The 23168-nt window shown below is 61.2% G+C and carries 17 protein-coding genes and 1 tRNA gene; 11 read left to right on the forward strand and 7 right to left on the reverse strand.

Annotation, left to right across the window (positions count from 1 at the left end; all coding sequences use genetic code 11):
- The first annotated feature begins 131 nt into the window (after nt 1–131).
- The 3 genes from ACR9Y2_RS31735 (at nt 132) to ACR9Y2_RS31745 (ending at nt 3387) form a co-directional block, all read left to right on the forward strand.
- Nucleotides 132–335, forward strand: coding sequence for a hypothetical protein (locus ACR9Y2_RS31735; RefSeq protein ID WP_435045897.1), 204 nt, complete (start codon nt 132–134; stop codon nt 333–335).
- Between the two features lie 194 nt (nt 336–529).
- A complete protein-coding gene (locus tag ACR9Y2_RS31740) occupies nt 530–1546 on the forward strand; it encodes a DUF2891 domain-containing protein (protein WP_435045898.1) in 1017 nt (338 codons plus the stop codon).
- 32 nt (nt 1547–1578) lie between these two features.
- Nucleotides 1579–3387, forward strand: a complete 1809-nt coding sequence (locus tag ACR9Y2_RS31745; protein ID WP_435045899.1) for a glycoside hydrolase family 35 protein — start codon at nt 1579–1581, stop codon at nt 3385–3387.
- 6 nt (nt 3388–3393) lie between these two features.
- Here ACR9Y2_RS31745 and ACR9Y2_RS31750 read toward each other — a convergent pair whose 3' ends face one another.
- Complete coding sequence (locus ACR9Y2_RS31750) at nt 3394–4836, reverse strand: sulfatase family protein (protein WP_435045900.1); 1443 nt, start codon at nt 4834–4836, stop codon at nt 3394–3396.
- Nucleotides 4837–4841: 5 nt separating this feature from the next.
- Nucleotides 4842–5369, reverse strand: a complete 528-nt coding sequence (locus ACR9Y2_RS31755) for a MerR family transcriptional regulator (protein WP_435045901.1) — start codon at nt 5367–5369, stop codon at nt 4842–4844.
- Nucleotides 5370–5480: 111 nt separating this feature from the next.
- Here ACR9Y2_RS31755 and ACR9Y2_RS31760 point away from each other — a divergent pair, with 111 nt between their 5' ends.
- The 5 genes from ACR9Y2_RS31760 to ACR9Y2_RS31780 all read left to right on the forward strand — a co-directional run bounded on the left by ACR9Y2_RS31760 (nt 5481) and on the right by ACR9Y2_RS31780 (nt 13625).
- Entirely contained in the window at nt 5481–8750 is a 3270-nt protein-coding gene (locus tag ACR9Y2_RS31760; protein ID WP_435045902.1) for a S41 family peptidase, read from the forward strand.
- 75 nt (nt 8751–8825) lie between these two features.
- The gene (locus tag ACR9Y2_RS31765) at nt 8826–12035 is read left to right on the forward strand and encodes an SNF2-related protein (protein WP_435045903.1); all 3210 of its coding nucleotides are present in this window, start codon (nt 8826–8828) and stop codon (nt 12033–12035) included.
- A gap of 49 nt (nt 12036–12084) precedes the next feature.
- A tRNA-Gln gene (locus ACR9Y2_RS31770) sits at nt 12085–12158 on the forward strand.
- Nucleotides 12159–12455: 297 nt separating this feature from the next.
- Nucleotides 12456–12947 carry a recombinase family protein gene (locus tag ACR9Y2_RS31775; RefSeq protein WP_435045904.1) on the forward strand — a complete coding sequence of 164 codons (492 nt, stop codon included), beginning with the start codon at nt 12456–12458 and terminating at the stop codon, nt 12945–12947.
- Nucleotides 12948–13007: 60 nt separating this feature from the next.
- A complete protein-coding gene (locus ACR9Y2_RS31780) occupies nt 13008–13625 on the forward strand; it encodes a recombinase family protein (RefSeq protein ID WP_435046347.1) in 618 nt (205 codons plus the stop codon).
- A gap of 8 nt (nt 13626–13633) precedes the next feature.
- On the opposite strand, the gene ACR9Y2_RS31785 is transcribed toward ACR9Y2_RS31780, so the two are convergent.
- The gene (locus tag ACR9Y2_RS31785; protein WP_435046348.1) at nt 13634–13969 is read right to left on the reverse strand and encodes a type II toxin-antitoxin system PemK/MazF family toxin; all 336 of its coding nucleotides are present in this window, start codon (nt 13967–13969) and stop codon (nt 13634–13636) included.
- Nucleotides 13954–14145: a DUF2281 domain-containing protein gene (locus ACR9Y2_RS31790; RefSeq protein ID WP_435045905.1), complete on the reverse strand. Its 192-nt coding sequence runs from the start codon at nt 14143–14145 to the stop codon at nt 13954–13956. The genes ACR9Y2_RS31785 and ACR9Y2_RS31790 overlap by 16 nt, the downstream gene beginning before the upstream one ends.
- A gap of 307 nt (nt 14146–14452) precedes the next feature.
- Between ACR9Y2_RS31790 and ACR9Y2_RS31795 the strand changes: the two genes are divergently transcribed.
- Nucleotides 14453–15760 (forward strand): acetamidase/formamidase family protein, encoded by a 1308-nt coding sequence (locus ACR9Y2_RS31795; protein ID WP_435045906.1) that lies wholly within the window; start codon nt 14453–14455, stop codon nt 15758–15760.
- Nucleotides 15761–15899: 139 nt separating this feature from the next.
- Nucleotides 15900–16514: a YybH family protein gene (locus tag ACR9Y2_RS31800; RefSeq protein ID WP_435045907.1), complete on the forward strand. Its 615-nt coding sequence runs from the start codon at nt 15900–15902 to the stop codon at nt 16512–16514.
- A gap of 213 nt (nt 16515–16727) precedes the next feature.
- Here ACR9Y2_RS31800 and argG read toward each other — a convergent pair whose 3' ends face one another.
- Nucleotides 16728–18065, reverse strand: a complete 1338-nt coding sequence (argG, locus tag ACR9Y2_RS31805; protein WP_435045908.1) for an argininosuccinate synthase — start codon at nt 18063–18065, stop codon at nt 16728–16730.
- Nucleotides 18066–18277: 212 nt separating this feature from the next.
- On the reverse strand, nt 18278–20380 hold the full coding sequence (locus tag ACR9Y2_RS31810) for a serine/threonine-protein kinase (RefSeq protein ID WP_435045909.1): 2103 nt from the start codon (nt 20378–20380) through the stop codon (nt 18278–18280).
- Nucleotides 20381–20939: 559 nt separating this feature from the next.
- Here ACR9Y2_RS31810 and egtD point away from each other — a divergent pair.
- Complete coding sequence (gene egtD / locus ACR9Y2_RS31815; RefSeq protein WP_435045910.1) at nt 20940–21944, forward strand: L-histidine N(alpha)-methyltransferase; 1005 nt, start codon at nt 20940–20942, stop codon at nt 21942–21944.
- A 202-nt stretch (nt 21945–22146) separates the two neighbouring features.
- Here the strand turns inward: egtD and ACR9Y2_RS31820 are convergent, their stop codons facing one another.
- Entirely contained in the window at nt 22147–23085 is a 939-nt protein-coding gene (locus ACR9Y2_RS31820; RefSeq protein ID WP_435045911.1) for an aldo/keto reductase, read from the reverse strand.
- Nucleotides 23086–23168 lie beyond the last annotated feature (83 nt).

The raw sequence follows: 23168 nt of genomic DNA on the forward strand, positions 1-23168 counted from the left end.
CGCTGATTGACCGCAGGTCGAGTACCAGTCCGTGAGCGCGGCTGGCGGGGTAACGCTATGTGGTCAGGTGACAACAGTTGGTCACGGATGTCCGCCGCTCGTCACTGCAATGTAAAAAGACCTCGAGCATCTTGCTAATCGCGGCCATCCGCGCCGGGGTCAACTTATGGCCCGTGGATGCCCGGGGACTCTCCGCGGATGCTCCGTTGGGGGACGCCTCGCGTGGTTCTCCGGGTCAGATCGGCGTGTATAGCGGCACAACCGCCGCCTCCATCACCTCCGGCTTCCAAAGGTCGCAGGACACCCTCTATGCCCTGGCTGCCGACTCCCCCTGAAGCTGCGCTTTGCCATCGACCGGCTGGCACCAGGAGAGTATACCTGCCAGACGACGGTGCTCCAGCCGGAGGCCCGCAAGGCCGCCTTCTGGCGGACTCAGATCATGGTCGTTCCCTAAGGCCGCCAGCCCCAGCGGGTATTCTGGGAGAACATGCGGATTTTGCTGCTTGGGATTTGCCTCGCTGGAGGGTTGATGGCCCAGACTGTGTTCGATGACGCGGCGGCCGGTCGGTTTGCCAATCTCGCCCTCGATTGTGTCCACTCCGAATATCCGAATAAGATCGCGCACGCCTTGAACTCCGATGCGGATGTGAAGCCGCCTCGTGAGCTGACGCCCGCGTTCTACGGCTGCTTCGACTGGCACTCCTGCGTGCACGGCCACTGGCTGCTGGTCCGCCTGGCGCGGCAGTTCCCCCGCGCCGGCTTCGCTGCCCAGGCGCGCCGGGCCGTGAACCAGAGCCTGACGCCGGAAAACATCGCCCAGGAGGTGAAGTATCTGAATGCACCCGGCCGCGGCACCTTCGAACGACCTTATGGCCTGGCCTGGCTGCTGCAACTCGCGGCGGAACTGCACGAATGGGACGATCCCGATGCCCGGCGCTGGGCCGCCAACCTGAAACCCCTGGAACAGGCAGTCACAGGACGGCTTAGTTCGTGGCTGCCCAAACTGGCCTGGCCCATCCGCACCGGCGAGCACAACAACACCGCCTTTTCCCTCGGCCTGATGATCGACTATGCCCGCGTGACCGGGAATACTGAATTTGGCCGGCTGGTTGAATCGCGAGCCCGCGATTATTACTTGAAGGACAGGGCTTGCCCGGTATCCTATGAGCCTTCCGGCGAAGACTTCCTGTCTCCCTGTCTGGCCGAAGCGGACGTCGTGCGCAGGATTCTCCCTCCCAAGGAATTTTCCGTTTGGCTTTCCGCGTTTCTGCCCCGCATCGAAATGGAGCCGACCGTGGTCACCGACGTGACGGATGGCAAGATGTGGCATTTGGCTGGGTTGAACTTGAGCCGTGCGTGGATGCTGGAGGGAATCGTGTCCCGGCTGCCGGATGTGGAGCCGCGCCGGAAAACGCTGGGCGCCCTGGCGGGCCGTTTGAGGCAGGCCGGATTGGCCAGCATTACGGGAGACCACTACGAAGGCGGCCATTGGCTGGGGAGTTTTGCGGTCTACCTGGTGAGCGGCCGCGGCGTGATTTCCAAGTGAACTGGGTTGGCTGCGGCGGTAGTCTGGTAAATATGAGACGGCGTGATGCTTTGGGTGTGCTGGCGGCCGCGGCGGCCCAGCCTCTGATCGGTGCTCCGGCACGTCAGACATTTGGGGTCGAGGGCGGCCGATTTGTACTGAACGGTCAGCCATGGGTCATTCGGGCTGGTGAGATGCACTACGCCCGCGTCCCCCGGGAGTACTGGCGGGACCGCATGAAGAAGATGCGGGCCATGGGGCTGAATACCCTCTGCATGTACTCTTTCTGGAACCTGCACGAGCCCCGACCGGGCGAGTTCGATTTCACCGGCAACCTCGACATCGCTGCGTTTATCCGGACAGCCCAGGAGGAAGGGTTATGGGTGATTGTGCGGCCAGGCCCGTACAGTTGCGCCGAGTGGGAGTTCGGCGGTTATCCCTCGTGGCTGTTCAAGGATCCGGACATCAAGGTGCGCACCACGGATCCGCGCTTCCTGGAGCCCGCCAGCCGCTATTTGAAACGCCTGGTGAAGGAAGTGGTCCCCATGCAGATCACTCGCGGCGGCCCCGTGATTCTGGCCCAGGTCGAGAACGAGTACGGATCGTTTGGAAAGGACAAGGCCTATCTGAACGCGATCCGGAAGATGCTGGTCGACGGCGGGCTGGAGATCACGCTCTACACTTCGGACGGGTCGCTGGATTACATGTTGAGCGGCGGGACGCTGCCGGATCTCCTCTCCGTCGTCAACTTCGGGGGCGATCCGCGGGAAGAGTTCGCGAACTTCGCGAAGTTCCGTCAGGGCGTGCCGCTGATGTGCGGAGAATACTGGGTGGGCTGGTTCGACCACTGGGGTGAGAAGCACCACACGGGCGACAACAAAGTTCACCTGGACGGCCTGAACTGGATGCTGGAGCGGAACATCTCGTTCAACCTGTATATGGTCCATGGCGGAACCTCCTTCGGCCCAATGGCCGGCGCGAACTTCGACAAGGTCTACCAGCCGGACATTACGAGTTACGACTACGACTCGCCTATCGATGAAGCCGGCCGGCCGGCGAAGAAGTTTGCCGCTTACCGCGCCGTGATCGAGAAGCACCTGCTGCCTGGGGAAGTCATACCGGAACTGCCCGCGCCGCTGCCGGTGATCGAGATTCCGAGGTTCGAACTGAAAGAATCTGCTCCTCTGCTGCGCGAGATGAAGCCTGTCCTGACGGCGGAAAAGCCGCAGACTTTCGAATCGATCGGGCTGGACTATGGGTTCGTTCTGTACCAGACGCCCATCGAGGCAGCCGGGCAGGGCAAACTGAGAATCGAGGGATTGCATGACTACGCCCTTGTCATGCAGGGGAGTCGCCTGCTGGGGCGGTTGGACCGGCGCCTGGATCAGGATTCACTCGAAGTGGAACTGAAGGCTGGCGAGCCATTGCGGATCCTGGTCGAGAATATGGGCCGCATTAACTTCGGCCTGAAGCTGATGGAGGATCGTAAGGGCATTCTCGGCACTGTTACTTTCAACGGAGAGGAACTGCGCGGCTGGAGCATGAGCCCTTACCAGATTGGCAAGCTGCAGAAGTTGACCTTCGCCAAACAGCCCGAAGCAGCGCCGGCGTTCTGGCGCGGTAGTTTTGCGCTGGCCGCCGCCGCCGACACGTATCTCGACACGCAGGGGTGGGGCAAAGGCTATGTCTGGGTGAACAGCCATTGTCTGGGCCGGCACTGGAAGATCGGGCCGCAGCAGACGCTATATTGTCCGAAGCAGTTTCTCAAGCGCGGCGTGAACGAAGTTGTCGTGCTCGACCTGGAGGACGGCGGCGTCAGAACGCTCGCGGGTGTCAAGGATCCGGTTTGGGCCAACAGCTGACGACGTTTAGGCTGGACAGGGCTGGTCGCCATACTCTGCCTGCAATCGCGCGAGCAGCGTTTTGAGGTCGACAATTGTTTTCTGGTAGACGGGGTCCGCGTAAACATTGGTGAGCTCGCGAGGATCCTTCAGCAGGTCGAACAGCTCCCACTCGGGTGGTGTGTCCCTGTCGATGGAGCCCGAGGTGCCCAGCGCCTTGCCGTAGTAATAGATGAGCTTGTAGCGCTCAGTGCGCACGCCGTAGTGGGCCGCGACGTTGTGATCCGCGAGATGCATCCAATAGCGGTAGTACATCGACTTCCGCCAGTCGTTTGGGGTTCTGCCGCGCAGATTCTGCCGGAAGCTGCGGCCCTGCATGTCGGAAGGTGCGGCAACACCGGCAAAATCCAGGAACGTCCCGGCAAAGTCGAGGTTGAGGATCATGTCGCTGTTGATGCCGTGCTTGAGCTCCTTCGGATAGCGGATGAGGAAGGGCATGCGCAGTGATTCCTCATACATGAACCTCTTGTCGAACCAGCCGTGATCGCCGAGGAAGAAGCCCTGGTCTGAGGTGTAAATGACAACGGTGTTCTCTTCCAGGTCGTCGCGCATGAGTTGGCTCAACAATCGGCCCACTCCGTCGTCAACGCTCTGGATACAGCGCAGGTAATCCTTGATGTACCGCTGATAGCCCCACTTTCGCAATTCGTCGCCCTTCAGGTCCGCGGGCAGGTCAGTCTTGACATCGGCCTTGGTCATGCTCTCGCCCACGCGCATTGTGGCCCGGCGTGCGGCCTCTGACCGGTTCTCGTAGTGGTCGTACAGGGTGACTGGTTCTTCGATCGTGCGGGTGGCCGCGTCGTAGGCGTGAGATTGCGCGGGCTGCCAGGGCCGGTGGGGGGCCTTGTGATGGCACATCAGGAAGAACGGCTTATCCTTGGGGCGCTGTTTCAACCAATTGATCGAGAAATCTGTGATGAGGTCCGTGCAATAACCAGTGTGCTTCTTGCGCTGCCCCATTTCGATGAACTCGGGGTCGTAATACGCGCCCTGGCCGGGCAGGATGTTCCAGTAGTCGAAGCCGGTGGGATCCTTGTGCAGATGCCACTTGCCCACCATGGCGGTCGAATAACCTCCAGCCTGCAGCAGCTTGGCTACATTCTGGCGGCCGGGATCCAGCGGGTCGTTCAGAGTCTTGACGCCGTTCACATGGCTGTACTGGCCGGTGAGGATGACGGCGCGACTGGGCGTGCAGATGGAGTTTGTGCAGAAGCAGTTGTCCAGACGGATGCCGTCGCGCCCAATGCGGTCGATATTGGGTGTCTCGTTGATCGTGCTGCCATAGGCGCTGATGGCATGGGCTGCATGATCGTCGGCCATGATGAACAGGATGTTGGGGCGGCGATCGGTCTTGGCGAAGGCGGGGGCGGCGACGGCTCCGGCGGCCTTCAGGAAATTGCGGCGCAACATGGCTGCTATTTTATGGCGTCGCGCGACCAACTGCGAATAGCTGCGATCTCGTCTTCCGGAATACAGAGAAACTCGAGAAAACGCTGATGGTAATCCGGGTCCATGCGCTCAAAGTCCTGGTGCCAGCGATGCAGATCGGCGTCGGTGAACCCGGAGGCGCGAAGCAGCTTGGTCCACGTTTCGCGATTCATGATGTTGACGCGCTCCAGCAGCCGGCGGTTCTGCAGCAGGCCGACAATGATGCGTTGGCGATTGCGGAGGGATTCGATCTCGGTGGCGAGGTGCTGCAGTTGGCGCTCGAGCGATGCTGAGAGGTCCTTGCGCGGCTTGTCGATGACTTTGCGGATCTCGGAAAGCGGCAGTCCTGTCTGGCGATAGAGGCAGATCTGCCCCAGGCGTTGCTCATCCGAGGCGGTATAGCGGCGGTAACCATTCAGCTGGCGGCCCGTGGGGGTGAGCAGGCCGATGCGGTCGTAGTAGAGCAGGGTGGACCGGGAAAGGCCGTGCCGGCGGCCCAGTTCCGTAATATTCATGACAGCGGATCACCTCACGTCTTCATTCTGAAGTGTGAAGCCGTAGTCGGGTCAAGCGGCGACTGGAGTTTACAGGGTCAATCACCCTCCGCATGCTAGGATTCGAGGTGTATGAGGCAGATTTGTCTTCTTCTTCTGAGCGCATCGCTCGCCTTTGGCCAGACCAAGCTTCTGCGGTTCCCCGACATCTACGGCGACAAGGTGGCTTTTACTTATTCGGGTGACATCTGGACCGCTGCGGCGTCCGGTGGGACAGCGACCCGGTTGACCGCCCATTCCGGCATGGAGCTCTTCGCAAAATTCTCGCCGGATGGGAAATGGATCGCCTTCACCGGGCAGTATGACGGGGATGAGCAGGTATATGTGATGCCCGCCTCGGGCGGGGTGCCTAAGCAATTGACCTACTACCCGGCGCGCGGGCCTCTGCCGGCTCGCTGGGGCTACGACAACCAGGTGTATGGCTGGACGCCGGATGGGAAGTCGATCATCTTCCGCTCGGTACGCGACTCCTGGGCTGTGGCCGATTCGCGGTTGTACACCGTGCCGGCAACAGGTGGCCCGGCGAAGGCGTTGCCGATGCCGAAGTCGGGTCCCGGTGTGATGTCCCCCGATGGGCAGAAGGTTCTCTATTCGCCACTGTTCCGCGACTTCCGGACCTGGAAGCGGTATCAGGGCGGCTGGCAGCAGGATCTCTACATCTACGACCTGAAGACGAACGACGTGGAAGCGATTGCCAACTCGCCGCGGACCGAACGCGAACCCATGTGGATTGGCTCGAAAGTCTACTTCTCCTCAGACCGTACGGGGACGTACAACATTTACGAGTACGATCCTGCCTCGAAGAAGGTCAAGGAACTGACCAACTCCACCAAATGGGATGTGCGGTGGGCCAGTGCCGATCGCCAGGGACACATTGTCTATGAGCTGAACGGCGAGCTGCAGGTTCTCGAAGCGAAGAACGGCCAGTCGAAGAAGATCTCCATTGATGTCCCGACGGACGGCGTTGCCTCGCGGCCCTCGCTCGTGAACGTCGGCGCACAGGTGGCTGGGTTTGACCTCAGTCCGAAGGGCGAACGCGCGCTGTTTGTGGCGCACGGCGATCTCTTCACGGCGCCGATCGAGAAGGGCGTCGTCCGTAATCTGACCCGCAGTTCGAATGCCCATGACAAGGCGGCGGAGTGGTCTCCGGACGGGCGGCGGATCGTTTACATCAGTGACCGCTCGGGTGAAGAAGAGCTGTGGCTGATCAATCAGGACGGTTCCGGTCAACCGGAACAGCTCACCACCGGCGGGCGAGCGATGCGCTACCGTCCGACATGGTCGCCTGACTCAAAGAAGATTGCGTTCAGCGACAAGGACGGCAAGCTGTATGTGCTGACTTTGTCGGACAAGTCGGTGTTGGAGGTGGCCCGCGACCGCCGAGGCAGCATGCAGGAGTATGTCTGGTCGCCAGACAGCGCCTACATCGCCTACAGCCTGAACGATCCTAACGGATTCCAGTCGATCTGGATCTGGAGTACGAGCGAGAATAAGGCCCATCAGGTGACGAGTGAGATGTTCAACGAATACTCGCCGGCCTGGGATCCGGAGGGCAACTACCTTTGGTTCCTGGGCGACCGGGAGTACGCGCCCATCATCAGCGCTTCCGAATTCAACTACGCGACGGCGCGCAACACCCTGATTTACGGCCTCGCCCTGCGGAAGGATGTGAAAAATCCCTTCGCGCCCGAGGACGATCAGGTGCAGATCCAGGATGAGAAGAAGGCCGACGACAAGAAAACTGATGAGAAGAAGCCGGATGAGAAGAAGGCAGAAGAGAAGAAGCCGCTTCGCATCGACTTCGATGGCATCAGCGCGAGAGTGGTGACTGTGCCGCTGCCAGCGGCGAACTATGGTTCCCTAACCGCCGTGAAGGGCCATCTGGTCTATGTCAAGGCAGGGAATCCATACTACGGCCGTGAGAGCGAGACGCAGCCGTCCATCCAGATCTTTGCGCTGAAAGATCGCAAGGAATCGGCCTTGGCCGAGGGTGCTGGCGGCTACGCGACATCTTTCGACGGATCGAAGATGCTCGTGCGGCAGGGTGCCGGCTTCTCCCTGTACGACGTGAATCCGAAGGGCCGCGATTCCAAGAAGGCCGTGTCGACGGCGGATCTGAAGATCGAGCGGATTCCTTCGCAGGAGTGGGCGCAGATCTTCAACGAGGTCTGGCGCCGTTACCGCGACTTCTTCTACGCGAAGAATATGAACGGCTACGACTGGGAGGCGCTGCGGCAGCAGTACGCGCCCATGCTGGAATATGTCGGCCACCGTTCCGACCTGAATTACATCATCGGCGAGATGATTGCGGAACTGAATTCGGGCCACGCCTATATCGATGGCGGCGCCTGGGACCGGCCGGAACGGCCTCGGGTAGCCCTGCCCGGAGCCCGGTTTGAGCTGGACGAAGCCTCCGGGCGGTATAAGATCGCGCATATCTTCGCCGGACAGAATGAGGAGTCGGTCTACCGCTCGCCTTTGACCGAAGTTGGGGTGGATGTGAAGGCCGGCGACTACATCCTGGCGGTGGATGGTGAGGAATTGAAGGCCAGTGAGGACCCCTACCGCCTGCTGCGGGGCAAGGCTGGCAAGGCCGTGCGGTTTACGGTGAATAGCCGGCCTGAGATGAACGGCTCGAAGGAGATCACCTTCCAGCCTGTCGACACTGAGACCGACCTGATCTATCTCGAGATGATCGAAGCCAACCGGGCCCGCGTCGACAAGGCGACGAACGGCCGGGTGGGCTACATCCACGTTCCGAACATGGGCGCCGAGGGCATCCGCGAGTTCATCAAGTGGTATTACGGCCAGGTTCGCAAGGATGGCCTGGTGATCGACGATCGGGGCAACGGCGGCGGCAATGTATCGCGCATGCTGATTGAACGCCTGCGGCGCCAGATGCTGGCCACTGGTTTCTCGCGCAATTCGGACGAACCCACTACCTATCCCGATGGCGTGATGATTGGCCCGATGGTGTGTCTCCTGAACGAAACTTCCGCCTCGGATGGGGACATCTTCCCTGCCATGTTCCGCGAAGCGAAGCTCGGTCCACTGATCGGGAAGCGCAGTTGGGGCGGCGTGGTCGGCATCACCAACCACGGCAACCTGGTGGATGGGGGCGTGGTGAACGTGCCTGAGTTCGGCTTCGCCAACACGAAAGGCGAATGGATCATCGAAGGCATCGGTGTCGAGCCGGACATCACTGTCGAGAATGACCCGAAATCGATCATCGCCGGCCACGATCCGCAGTTGGAACGCGCCATCGACGAGGTGATGAAGCGCATCCAGGCGGGCGGCAGGAAGCTGCCGAACCGGCCTCCGGACCCTGTAAAAACCAAGTAGAACGAAAGTTCATTTTCGTTTGCTTCAGCATGAGAGAGGAGGAGGCCGCTAAAATGAAAGATTACCTCCTCTTCAATGACGATCTCTTCAAAACTCGCCTATCAGTTCGACAGGCGGGTTCAATTCCGGGGCCAGGATCTCTTCGCAGGTGGTGCGGTTACCGTCCGTCAGGCCAGCCCGCGCCATCTGATCGCGGATGTTCAGGGCTCTCGGCCCTATAGGGTGACGCTCCGCTACGACCTCAACCGGTTGTATGTAGAGTGCAATTGTCCCTACTTCCTCGACGAAGGTCCCTGCAAGCATGTGTGGGCAGCGGTGATCGCGGCGGATGACCGGGGATCCCTGTCCGAGGCCGCCGAGGCGCGGACCCTCCAATTGCGCGATGATCCGCCCCAGACTCAGCCAGGGGTGGCCCCTGCTTTCGCCCCTCCGGCCCCTCAGTTGCCCCTTTGGAGCGAACAGTTGGGCTCCATCGAGAGGCAATTCCAGGGCCGTCGCGTGGACGGGCCGGAACTGCCGGCGGACTTTGAGATTCAATACGTTGTAGAGAGTGCCGCCTCCCAGTCAGCGGGTGCCGTGGTGCTCGATATCTACTTCCGCAGCCGGAAAAAGAACGGCGAATGGACTACTTTGAAGGACTTCCGGATCAACGCGCAGCAGGTCGCCTCGCTGCCCGATCCGGTGGATGTCGAAGTATTGGCGTCGCTGATGGGGGCACAGGAGACGTACATGATGTACGCTCCGGCCCTGGGGTCGCAGCGCCGACGGGCGCTTCCTGCCGCCCTGGCGCAAAGGGTGATTCCCCAAATGGCAGGTACCGGCCGTTTGATGGTACGCGGAGCGGGCGCAGTCGGGGACCTGGAGGCGGCTGAGTGGGATGATGGGCCGCCCTGGCAGTTCTGGCTCGAGATCCGGCAGGACGACCACGACCAGTGGGGCATCGAAGGCTCGCTACGCCGCGGGGAAGAGCGGATGGAGCTCGATGAGCCGAGCCTGATGTCCAGCGCAGGATTCCTGTTTGCCCGCGGACGGGTCGCCCGGCTGGAACAGCCCGATTCGCACCCCTGGATGTCCCAGCTGCGCGAGTTTAAGAGGATTCCGTTCCCTGATCGCGAGCGCGACACCGTCATGGAACGGCTGCTGGCCAGCCCTGTCCTGCCTCATATGGATTTGGGCGAGGAGCTCCAATTTGAGGAGCGCAGCGGCCCGGCCCGCGTCGGTCTACGCATCTCGCAGAAACGCGAGATGTGGGGCGAGGAGTACTTCCAGTCGCGGCTGATCTTCGATTACGGGTTTGGCTGGAAGGAAGAGGCGTCGCCCGGCCGCGGCTTCTGGCTAGCGGAGGAACGAGTGTTCTTCCTGCGGGACCAGGGCTTGGAGGAAGAGGCGCGTGGAATGCTGCGCAGCCTTGGCTTGCGTCCGCCCAGTGACGGGCGCGGCGCCTGGCGCCTGGCCACAAAGGCGATGCCCAAAGTCGTGCGCGAGCTAGTGCAGGCAGCCTGGCATGTGGAAGCGGAAGGCAAGGCGTTCCGTCGGGCCGGCGAGGTTCGGGTGGATGTTCGCTCAGGTATCGATTGGTTTGAGCTGCACGGCTCGGTGGATTATGGCGATGCGACGGTGGAGTTGCCGGCGCTGCTCGCCGCTCTCCGGCGGGGCGATGGGATGATCCAGTTGGGCGACGGTACGTACGGCCTGCTACCGGAGAAGTGGCTCCAGCAGTTCGGTCCGCTCGCCGGCCTGGGCCAGAAGCAGGACGACCACCTTCGCTTTCGCATGAATCAGGCGATGCTGCTGGACGCGCTGCTCGCCGCTCAGCCCGCGGTCCATTTCGACGAGCAGTTCCAGGGCATTCGCGAACGGATGACCAGCTTCCAGGGCATCTCCTCGATGGAGCAGCCGGCTGGGTTTGTCGGGCAATTGAGGGATTACCAAAGGGCCGGGCTCGGTTGGATGGCCTTCTTGCGCGACTTCGGCTTCGGCGGATGCCTGGCCGACGACATGGGTGTCGGCAAGACCCCCCAAGTCCTGGCCGTGCTGGAGCAAAGGCGCGCCGAAGGGCATGGGCCGTCCATGGTGGTCGCGCCACGTTCGGTGATCTTCAACTGGCGTCAGGAGGCGGCCCGCTTCACCCCGGCCCTCCGCGTGTTGGAATACAGCGGCCTAGCCCGGGACGCGGCTGAGATCCTGGAGTATGACCTGGTCCTAACCACCTATGGAACCGTGTTGAGGGACGCTCCGCGCCTGGCGGAGATCGAGTTCGATTACCTGGTTCTGGACGAAGCACAGGCGATAAAGAACGCTTCCACGGCTTCAGCCAAGGCGGTAAGGCTGCTGCGCGGACGGCACAGGTTAGCGCTCAGCGGCACTCCGGTTGAGAATCACCTGGGGGAGCTGTGGAGCCTGTTTGAGTTCCTGAACCCGGGCATGCTCGGGGAGGCCAAGGTGCTGCAGATGGCGGGTGGCCTGGCGCGCAATCCGAGCGACGAAGCGCGCAGGCTGCTCTCGCAGGCCCTGCGCCCCTTCATCCTGCGCAGGACCAAGAAACAGGTGGCTCGGGAACTGCCGGACAAGACTGAGCAGACCGTGTATTGCGAGTTGGAGCCGGCGCAGCGGCGCCAGTATGAAGAGCTGCGGACTCACTATCGTGAATCGCTGCTGCAGCGGGTAACGGCGCGCGGACTGGGGCGCTCGAAGATGCACGTGCTCGAAGCACTCCTTCGGTTGAGGCAGGCGGCCTGCCATCCCGGTTTGTTGGATCCGCGCCGGTCAAACGAGCCAAGCGCCAAGATTGATCTCCTCATCGATCAGTTGGAGGAACTGCGCGAGGAGGGCCACAAAGCGCTGGTATTCTCACAGTTCACGAGCCTGCTGGCCATCGTTCGGGCACGTCTGGACAAGCTCGGAATCCGCTACGAATACCTCGACGGCGCGACGCGCGATCGCCAGGCCCGCGTCGAGAACTTCCAGAACGACCCCGAATGCGGCCTGTTCCTGATCAGCCTGAAGGCCGGCGGCCTCGGGCTGAATCTGACGGCGGCTGAATATGTGTTCCTGCTGGATCCGTGGTGGAATCCGGCTGTAGAAGCGCAGGCCGTGGATCGTGCCCACCGCATCGGGCAGACCCGTCAGGTCTTTGCATACCGCCTGATCGCCAAGGGCACGGTAGAGGAGAAGGTGCTGGAGCTGCAGAAGAGCAAGCGGGATCTGGCGGATGCGATTCTCAGCGAGGACAACAGCCTGCTCAAGAACCTCACTCGCGAGGACTTGGAGTTGCTGCTCAGCTAGCCGAGATAGGTTAAACTAACAGTGTTGGCGGTAGTCACTGCCACCCTGCTCCCCGATCGTCTAATGGTAGGACAGCGGCCTTTGGAGCCGTGAATCGTGGTTCGAATCCATGTCGGGGAGCCAACTTCCGTTTTGCTAAGTTTCTCTCGCTGTTGTAGTTGACGCCATCTGCCGGTTCCCGCCGTTCCCGTATCCCAAACATTCCGTGGTATTTGCGTTCCGCGTGGTTTCTCCAGTTTGAAGTAGTGCAAACCGGGGTGCGCTCTCAACCATGCTGGTTCGGAGCGTTTGCCTCCCTCAACCGCTCGAACTCTCCGGTTTCTCCGTTGACGCCTCCGCTGAAGTTGACAGCCCTGTTGGGAGAGGCCGCCCTTTCTCAACCGCTTTCGAACCGCATCGCGATGGCAGAGAATAGGATCAGTGTTCAATGCCGCTGAACAGGGGTTGCGCCGAAGGCCGGTTCGGTGCGCGATCTACACCCGCCAGTCGGTGAGTTCGCCTGATGGTTTGTCTTCGTGCGAAGTCCAGCACGAGGCCTGCTCCCTGTATCTTCAGTCGCAACGCGGGCACCAGTGGACGCTGCTGCCGGAGCGATTCGATGACGACGGCCACTCCGGCGCGACGCTCGACCGTCCTGGGTTGAACCGGCTGATAGCTGTTGTCCGTCGCGGCGTCGTCGATCAGATCCTCATTCACCGGCTCGACCGTCTGTCGAGAAGTGTTCGTCACTGCGTGGCGTTGCTGGACGAGTTTCGGCGGCTCGAAGTGGGGCTCGTCATCGTCACCGCGCCGGAGCTTGGCCACTCTGCACAGGACAACTTCATGTTGAACATCATGGCATCCTTCGCTGAGTTCGAACGAGAGTTGATCTCCGCGCGGATCGCGGATTCGAGGGCGCGGTTGAAGGCCTGACGATTGAGATTCGCCGGCGGTGTTCCGTTCGGATATGACTCCGACGCGCGGACGAAGCAATTGGCGCCGAACGAAAAGGAAGCAGCGGTCGTCCGGTGGATGTTTTCAGAAGCCGCTTCGGGGCGGAAACCATCGGAGATAGCCGAGGCGGCGAACGCGCGCGGGTGCCGAACCAAGGCACCAGTCGGCGGTCCGTGGAGCGCCCGCCAGGTTCTGGCTACACTGCGAAATCCGGTGCACGTCGGAATGCTGAAGGATGGTCGCAGCTTCCGGCTGGGATGTCATCTCACCATCGTCAGCCACGAGTTGTTCGATGCCGCCGGAAGCGCACTGGCCAAACGCCGAACTCGGCATGCGAAGAGTGTCCGATACGGACCAATGTGGCCGTTGAAGGGGAGGCTGGAATGCGGAACCTGCAGACGTCCGCTATCGCCTCACAGCACTCGCCATGGGAACAAGGTCTACCGCTACTACCGCTGCCGGGCGACGGCCGGAGGGCGCTCACCATGCGGATACCAAGTACCGGCGGGACTGCTGGAGAACGCCGTCGCTGCCCAACTACCGAACCGCACCAGAGATGACATTATCAGCCAATCGATCCGGCAACTTGTCGATCACGTGGTGTACGACCCCACCAGCGGCAGAGTCGAGATCGAATGGCTGTCACTGGATGAATAGAGGGGCGGCTACTTCGAGTCCAGGATCGATATCAGCTTGTCTCTGGTCTCTCTGAGCTTCTCAGCGGAGACGTGGCCGGCACGATAGACGACGATCCCCGAGTCCGCAGTGAAGAGCCGGTTCGGCCGGATACGGCTACTCTGGCTCAGCCCGCCAGCGACGAAATCCGGCGCATCCAGGCGGATGGAGTATCCGTCTTCCCGTGCTTGGCTGGTGATCTGGCAGAGGATCAGGTCGTCACCTTGCAGCGCTGCCAGGACCAAGGCCGGTCTCCGCTTCGTCTGGCTTAAGTCCGAAAAGGGGAAGTTGAGGACGACGACGTCGCCTTTTACAAATTGGCCCAGGCTGCGTCCTCCTCAGGGGAGAGCCAGTCCTTGGCCAGCGCGGATTCGGCCGCTACAGCGGGGGCAGCAGACTCCGCCTGGTCTTCCTCAAGCTTCCGAACGAAGGCGAGGAGCCGATCGAGGTCACGTTCGGAAAGCCGACCTAGTTCCTGGGCGATAAGTTCGCGCGTGCTCATGAGCTGTCCTCCTTTCATTCTACGGCATGTAGGCAACGGCAGGAACGGCATGCGTGCGGTTCGAAGACTGGGGATGGTCCCCCGGAGGCACTTGCGAACATCTGCTCCAATCAGGCCAACTCGTGTCGCCATCTGGTTTGTTTGCAGTCACTTGCGATTACGTGTGAATTGCAGTTTGTCAGGTGGGGAGCCAACTCATTCACCCCGTCCGGCGGGAGGCCTTCCGATAGCTCCTGTTTCCCCAGCAGTGCGTGATCCGTCCGCACTTCATCGCTGTGCTAGTCTTCGCAGGGGGCGTTTAGATTCCATGTGCAGACTGCTTTTCTTGCTGTTTCTGATGCTGGGGGCACTACCGGCGCAGACGACAACCGTGTCCGGACGGTGGTTAGTCACCGCTGATTTCCATGGCACGCCTTTGCATTACATTCTGGAACTCGCCCAGCAGAAAGACGCCCTGACCGGCAAATTTGACGGTAACCCGCTGGAAGGCGGGCTATTGAACGGCGCACTCGAGTTCTTCGCCAAAGACGAACGCGGAAACACCACCCGGTGCACCGCGAGGGTTGCCGCGGGTTCGATGGCCGGCTCGCTTACATTTACCGACGTCGGCGACCCACAGTACCCGACAACTCGCCCATTCACCGCCAGGCCCGTCTCGTCGCGGTCCGCCGGTGGTCCTCGACGGCACGATTTTCAGCCCAAGGTATTCCATCGGGAGTTTTCGGCGGCGAACACCCCCGTGCTGACGATCGCACCGGGAGACAGTGTTCACACGACCACCGTGGATGCCAGCGGAATCGACGAAAAGGGCGTTACGCATGTGCTCGGTGGCAATCCCCAAACGGGGCCGTTCTATATCGAGACGGCGGTTCCTGGAGACACCTTGGTGGTGCGCCTTTCGCGCCTGCGGTTGAATCGCGATTGGGCGCTCAGCACCGATGCCATCGTCGAACGCGGCTTGAACAGTGGACTCGCCTCGATCGCTAAGGACAACGGCAAGGCGGTTCGGTGGCGTCTCGATTTGCAGCGCGGCGTGGCCACTCCGAGCACCCCGACCGAGCGACTCAAGAACTACTCGGTTCCTTTGCGTCCGATGCTGGGATGCATCGGAGTCGCACCCTCGATGTATGGGTGGACCTCCGCGCCCACGCATGATTCTGGCTCCTGGGGCGGCAATATGGATTTCAATGAGGTCGTGGAAGGCGCCACGATCTATCTTCCAGTTCAGGTCCCCGGGGCGCTGCTTTACCTGGGAGATGGCCACGCTGTCCAGGGGGATGGCGAACTAACAGGCGACGCCCTCGAGACCTCGATGGACGTCGAGTTCACAGTCGACGTGCTTCCCGGCAAGCGCCTTCCAGGCCCCAGGGTGGAATCTGCATCGCACATCATGGCGCTAGGCTACGCGGGATCCCTGGATGATGCGTTTCGCTCCGCAACGGCGGGCATGGCTCAATGGCTGGCCGACGATTACAGCCTGACCGCATCTGAGGTGGCACAGGTGCTGGGTACGGCAGCGGAATACAAAGTGACCGAAGTGGCCGACCGCAACGCGGGGATCGTCCTCAAAGTTGATAAAGAGCGCTTGCGCTCCCTCGCCAAGGCACGGAATTAGCCAGCGGCCAAGATCGCGCTGGACTCCCGCGCTGTGACATCAGCCCGGGGAAGACCGACTTCTCGTTGATTTCGCATCTTCCGTTTCAACGTCGCACGCCGTGGCTTCCATTGCACCTGTAGTAACATGGATCACGCTCATGTCGACTACCCTCAGGCTGTTGCGCTCTCTGACGCTCGCCGCACTGCTTTGGTCGCCAACTATGACAGCTCAAAACGAATTGCACCAGGAAGACCGCCAGGCTCTTCTGAAGATTCTGAACGAAGTGGAAAAAGCCATCAATGCGCAGGATATTGACGGCTTGGTCGCCCAGATGCGCCCCGACTGTACCGTGACGTGGTGGAACGCGGAGATTTCCCGCGGCCATGACGAAATTCGCGCCTACTACCGGAAGATGGTCAAGGATCCGGGACGTTATATCACCAGATACACGACCCAGGCTAAACTCGGCGATCACGCACGTTTCCTTGGACCGGCCGGAGACGTCGCGGTAGCTGATGGCAGTATGGAAGACGAATTCTTTCCGGTGATCCGTGGTCCGTTTCGCCTGAATTCGCGATGGAGCACGACTGCGGCGAAGTCCGGCGACGAGTGGAAAATCGTCTCGCTTCACTTGTCGTCCAATGTCTTCACCAACCAATTGATCACTGAGCTGACGCAGGCCTTATGGTATGCCGGCGGCGCAGGCCTTGTGATTGGAGGGTTGGCAGGCTGGTTCCTGGGCCGGCGCAGACGGCAGCGCCTCAACGCCTAGGTCGGGCCAGGGAAGAACTGCCACGCTGAACATCGGAGGGCAAGACTCTCCAGTGCTCCGGTTTTCTCCAGGCATCACCCCGTCTGCGTGGCGCAGGGCGGGCCTGGCCGGCTCGTGAAGGCGGCGTCTTCACAAGCAGTTTCGATCCAATCGGAGCACCTTCCTCGAACAACCGGCGGCGGCCGCGCCGCGCCTTCCTAATCCGGATAGACCTTAGTCTTCCTTCTCGCCGTCCAGCAGTCGCATGCCTTCGAACGTCTGCGGGGCAATCAGCCCGGCATGTGCGTACACGAACAGTTTGTCGCGCGAATCGGTGATGTCCAGATTGCGCATGGTCAACTGGCCAATGCGGTCGAGCGGTGAGAAGGCGCCCTCGTGCTTTTCCATCGTCAGGCGCTCGGGCTTGTAGGTCAGGTTCGGGCTCTTCGTGTCGAGGATCGAGTAGTCGTTGCCCCGGCGCAGTTCCAGCGTGACCTCGCCGCTGATCGCCTTGGCCACCCAGCGCTGCAGGGTCTCGCGGATCATCAGGGCCTGTGGATCGAACCAACGGCCTTCGTACAGCAGGCGGCCCAGGCGGCGCCCCATGGTGTGGTACTGCTCCAGCGTTCCTTCGTTGTGGATGCCCGTCACCAGGCGCTCGTAGGCGATGAAGAACAACGCCATGGCTGGCGCTTCGTAGATGCCGCGGCTCTTGGCTTCAATGATGCGGTTCTCAATCTGGTCCGACATGCCCAGGCCATGCCGTCCGCCCAGCGCGTTGGCCGCCAGCACCATATCCACAGGATCAGCGAAGGACTTGCCATTCAACGTGACCGGCAGGCCTTCTTCAAAGCCAACGGTGACCGTCTCCGGCTGAACATCTACATCGGACCGCCAGAACGCGGTACCCATGATCGGCTCAACGATCTTGATGCCGTTGGCGAGAAACTCCAGGTCCTTGGCTTCGTGCGTGGCGCCCCAGATGTTGGAGTCGGTCGAATACGCCTTCTCCTTGCTCATCTTGTAGCCCAGGCCGGCCTTCTCCAACAGTTCCGACATTTCTTTACGGCCGCCCAGTTCATCAATAAACGTCTGGTCGAGCCAGGGCTTGTAGATGCGGAGCTTGGGATTGACCATCAGCCCATAGCGGTAGAACCGCTCGATGTCGTTGCCCTTGTAGGTGGAACCGTCGCCCCAGATGTTTACGTCGTCTTCCTTCATCGCCGAGACGAGCATCGTGCCGGTGACCGCGCGCCCAATGGGGGTGGTGTTGAAGTACGGGACCCCGGCCGTGGTGATGTGGAAGGCCCCGCATTGCAGGGCGGCCAGGCCCTCGCGGACCAGTTGCTGGCGGCAATCGATCAGGTGAGCCTTCTCCGCGCCGCACTCCAACGCCCGGCGGGGAATGGCATCATAATCCGCTTCGTCCGGCTGGCCCAGGTGCGCGGTATAGCAATACGGGATCGCGCCCTTTTGACGCATCCAATAGATGGCGGCGGAAGTGTCCAGGCCGCCCGAGAAGGCAATGCCGACCTTTTCGCCGGCGGGAAGAGATTGGAGGATGTGACCCATGGTGATTCGCTGTCTTCGAGGGGTAACTTTCTATTCTAGCGAGTCGTGGCCGGAGGAGCGCTGCGAATCGAACGCTGCGGGCGCATCAGCGGACGCCGGCCGAGCTCGTCAAGGTCCAAACCGGCAGGAAATTCCTGACGTGCCCACCGGGACGCATTCATCAAAGGTTGTAGAATCAAATGGTTACGGCGGGATGAGGGCGTCCTGAGCGGTCACTGGCGCCGATCGCCAATCAGCAGCGCCATGGCCCCGCTGGGACCGGTGCTGAGAATATAGATGTGCCCATCCGGCCCCAACGCGGCTTCCATGCTGAGTTTTACCTTCAGGCCCACGTTCCACACCACTTTGCCTTGGGGATCAGTTCGAATCAGCCGCTTCTCGTCATACAGCTCTGAGCTCTCGAGCCGGTAGAAATGACTGTCGGCGTCCTCCGCGAATGGAATCGACACACCGTGCTCCGCTGCAATTGCGAATATCTTGTGTCCGTCCCGAATGCCCAGCAGTTCATTCGGGTTGGAACAGAGACCCAGCGCCGTGCCGTTCGCGAGCAGCATCTGGCTGGAGAACGCGCACGGCGCCGCATAGGTCCACAGCACCCGTCCATCGTTCGCGATCAGATACTCGTTGTTCGAGCGTGTCTGCACGGCAAGGTCCCCATTTCGTCCGGCTACCGGTTCATGGTCGCAGCCGTAGTCCAGGGCCGTTCGCCACTTGAGTTTTATGGGGTTGAGCGGCATCTCAATGCCAGGCTCACGATTTTCGCCTCCGGCCTCCGCACACCTCGCAGTGGGAATCAGCGACATCTCCCGGCTCAGTTCCAGCGTCCGCTTGGCGACCACCGCGGGATCGGTAATCTCTCCGCCTTGTCCCGCCGAGTTGAAACAGTAGAGCTTCTCTACTCCGGCGTAGGAACGAATCCAGAGCAGGCCGTTCGCCGCGATCGACAACCCGGCGCTATCTCCAGCCAGTCTGTACTGCCAGAGAACCCGGCCGTCGCGAATCGCGCCGATATCCGATCCATTGCTGGTTACGTAGAGCGTGCCATCCGGCCCGAACGTCATGATCCGTGCGCCCGTCACGCGAAACCGCGCCAGTATTTCTGGCTTCGCGATTCCTCGCGGTAACGGGTTGGCATCGCTGCGCTTCTGCGCTCCCTCGATCACCGGCGGAAGATCGTCGATTCGTTGAGCCGGATTCAGTGGAGCGATCGGCGAGAGCTCCTGCGATGCCTCGGGCGCCTCCGCAACGGCTGCCGGCGGAGCAGCGGGACTCTTGGCTGGGCCCCGCATCAGGAAGGGGATGACCGCCAGAAGTCCCAGCAGCGCCACTGCGATGCCGGACGGTAGCGCGCGCTTCTGATCTTTCGTTCGGAAGCGCCATCCCGGCCAGGAGATCGATTTCGTTTCGTCCTCTACAGGCTTTGGCGCCGGCCCAGGCACACCCGCCGCTGGAATCGGAGCCGCGGCTATGGGAGCGGCCGGCGGCTCCTGCCGCAAGGCCAGGGCGAAATCAGTGACATTGTGAAAACGGTCCGCGCGCTCTTTCCGGATCGCTTTTTGAATCGCGGCATTCATATGCGCCGGGGCGGACGCGATCGGCGGCGGCGTCACCTGCATATGGAAGTACACCGGCTGGGCCTTGCCGATGGGAACTCCGCCCGCAAGACACGCATAGGCGACGAAGCCGAGCGCGTAGATGTCAGTCTCCGCGCTCGGCATCTCGCCTCGAAATTGCTCCGGAGCCATGTAGGCGGGCGTGCCCGAGATACTCTGCGACATTTCAATGCGCGACTGCTGCACGGCCTTCGCAAGCCCGAAATCCGTCACTTTGATGTCGGCGTTCAACAGTGTGGGCGGCAGTTCTCCGTCCCGCAAATACCGGCGGCGCTCGTCCCCGCTGAGTTGAACAAGCAGGTTCGATGGCTTCAAGTCACGATGAATGACACCCATCGAGTGCGCGCGCTTCAACCCCTCGGCCACGTGATCCACCACATGCTGCAATTCTTCCGGCGAGAGTGTCCCGCGCCGGCTCAGCACTTTGTCCAGGCTCGGCCCACACACGTACTCCAACACCAGAAACAGGCCATCCGCCGTGTCGGCCAGGTCGAACAGTCGGACAATGTGGTTATCCGAAAGACGGGCAAGAATTCTGGCCTCGCTCACCAGCGCTTCCCGGATCTTCGGCTCGATCGCCAGTTCCAGCGGCACGCGTTTCAAGGCAACTTCGGTATCGAGACGATGGTCGCGCGCGAGATATACCTCACCCATGCCTCCGCGGCCGAGCGTCGCCAGGATTTCGTACCGGTCAGCGATCATCTGCCCTCTACCTCATAGGCGTGAACGGCCGGGAGTAGATGAAGGCAGAGAAGGGGCATCAGAATCAAGCAGGGGAGCAGAATCGCGTCACGCGGCGAGTACTGGAAATTGTAACAAATCGAGTTCACCCATCGACGTATCAGCTGATTTCCGGGAACCTTCGGCGCGTGTGCAACGGACCTCGGTCTTCCGGTCCACGCGTGCGCCAATGCGTGCCTCCCTGTCAATTGTCGAAGGTCGGTGTCAGCCCAACGCCCTTCCGAACTGCCGGCCCGACACGGGAACCCATTCATTAGCAACAAGTACCGATTTTTCAGTAGCGTGCACGACTCCAAGCACTGCGGGGCATTGGTTCGGGAAATGCATCCTGCCAGATCGTGCATGCACGAAACACTGCAATCCGCTTGAGCCGGGTCAGAGAAACCTGCGGGATCTCTCACATTCATGCCAGGTACCCACGCCCGCCAGCCATCTACGCGTGATTTACCGCAATTTCTTTCAGTCGTCGACGCGGTGGCAGTTCACCGGAATACGTTTAGCAAATCAAAGGTACCTACGCATGAATATTGCATCCTACTCCAATTCATTCGGAGCGGAAAATCACTCCTTCCTGGGCGCTCGCGCGGCGCTGATCCATGAAGTTCAGCGCGGCCTGCTGAAGCGGCCCCGATCCCTTGTTCCATGGATGCTCTACGATGCCGAGGGCTCCCGTCTCTTCGAGCGCATCACAGCCCTGCCCGAATACTACCCGACGCGCACGGAACGGGAGATCTTCGCAGAGTCTGCCAACGAGATTGTCGCTGCGGTCTGCTCACGCAATCCTGCGCCCGTCCGCCTGCTGGAGTTGGGCGCGGGCACGGCCGCCAAGACCGGTATCCTGCTCGACGCCCTGTCGCGCCTGCGAAAGCGCGTCGTGTATATTCCGGTGGATGTCTCGCCGGATGCGCTCGATGCGGCGTGCGACAGCATTGCTTGCCTGTTGCCGCATGTACAACTGCAGCCGCTCGTGGCCAATTACGTAACCCACCCGCCGAGGCTAGGAAGTTTCAATGGAACTACGTTCGCAATCTACATAGGTTCAAGCATTGGCAACTTCTCCCCGGAGGAGGCCAGGACGATTCTGCGCAATCTGCGTTCTCAACTCAGGGCCGGTGATGCGCTGTTGCTGGGTACCGATCTCGTGAAGGACGAGGCGACCCTGCTGAGAGCCTATGACGACAGGCAAGGCGTCACCGCGGCGTTCAATTTGAACCTCCTGCATCGCCTCAATCGCGAGCTCTTCGCGAACTTCGACACCACCTGCTTCCGCCATCTCGCCCGTTGGAATTGTGCGGAGTCCCGCATCGAGATGCACCTGGAGAGCACGCGCGATCAGCACGTGTTTATCGCCGGGGCGCAGCTTGGCATTCACTTCGAGGCATCGGAAACCATCCATACCGAGAACAGTTACAAGTTCACGCACGCACGAATTTACACACTCCTCGAAGACAGCGGCTTCTGCTTCCAGGAAGTCTGGACCGATCGGCGCGAGTGGTACGCCGTTACGCTCGCACGAGCCACGTAGCCGCGCCACGGACAGCGACCCTTGGCAGCGCTGGAGGACTTGGCAGCGCCGGAAGATTGGATGCACCTTCCATTCCTCCCCTCGCTCCTACCAGGTGCGGTCCCCCGCCATTACCCCCTGAATACGAGCGGTCACGCTCTCTTTGCGGGCGGCCCAACTGCCCCGCAACCCCGATTCAACTCGATCCCGTCGGCCTTGCCTGTTATTTGCCTTTGTCGATGAACCCGGGTATGCCGGTCCCCGTCACCAGGTTGAACCTCTGGCGCGTCTGGATGGCATCGATCTCTTCCATCGCATCCATGGGTAGGATGGATACGCCGAAGTTCTCACGGGCGCGCTCAGCAGTCCTCGGTGTCGTCAGAATGGCAGTCCCCCGCTGCACCGCCCACGCGAGCAGGACCTGGGCGGGCGTCCTGTTCACTCTTTGAGCAATGGCCAGGATGGCGGGCTCTTCCAGAACCCCCGGCTTGATTCCATGCCCCAACGGCGCAAAGGCGACCATCACCACTCCGCTGCTCTGGCAGAATTCCACGAGCTCGGTTTGCGGCAGATGGGGATGCGCCTCCACCTGGACCGCGGCCGGCTTGATCCTCGCCTGCACAAAGATCTCGCGCAATTGGTCAACATTGACGTCGGACAGGCCGATCGCTCTGCATCTGCCCAGGTCCACAAGCTTCTCCAGCGCCAGCCACGTGTCGATCAGAGTGGTGCCCTTGTCATAGATCACGTTGTCGTTTGCATCCCTGGGATCCTGGTTCTCTCCCGGCTGGAAGGCATAAGGAGTATGGATCAGGTAGAGATCGAGGTAGTCCAAATTCAATCTCTCGAGGCTGGCTTCAAACGCCGGCTGAACCCGCTCCGGCCGGTGATTGTTGTTCCACAGTTTCGTCGTGATAAACAAGTCGTTGCGGTGGACATCTCCGGCCTCGATGGCTTCTCCAATCGCCTGCCCCACCTGCTCCTCGTTGCGGTATCTTTCGGAACAATCGAAGTGCCGGAACCCGGCTCCTATGGCCGTCGCGGTTGCGGTTCTCGTCTCCGTGAGATCGCGAAGCAGCGTGCCAAACCCCAATGCGGGCATCTGGCCTGCGCCTTCTCGAAGCGGCAGCTTGCCGTAACTGAGGCTGTCGGATTCCTTCATCGTCTTACTCTCCTTATCTCTCCCCCTGTGAGCCTCGCGCTTCGCCTGAACAGTCTCTGACAGACGCCAGGTTGAGCCCTCTG

This window comes from Paludibaculum fermentans, from assembly GCF_051172195.1.
GTDB classification, from domain to species: Bacteria; Acidobacteriota; Terriglobia; order Bryobacterales; family Bryobacteraceae; genus Paludibaculum; species Paludibaculum fermentans_A.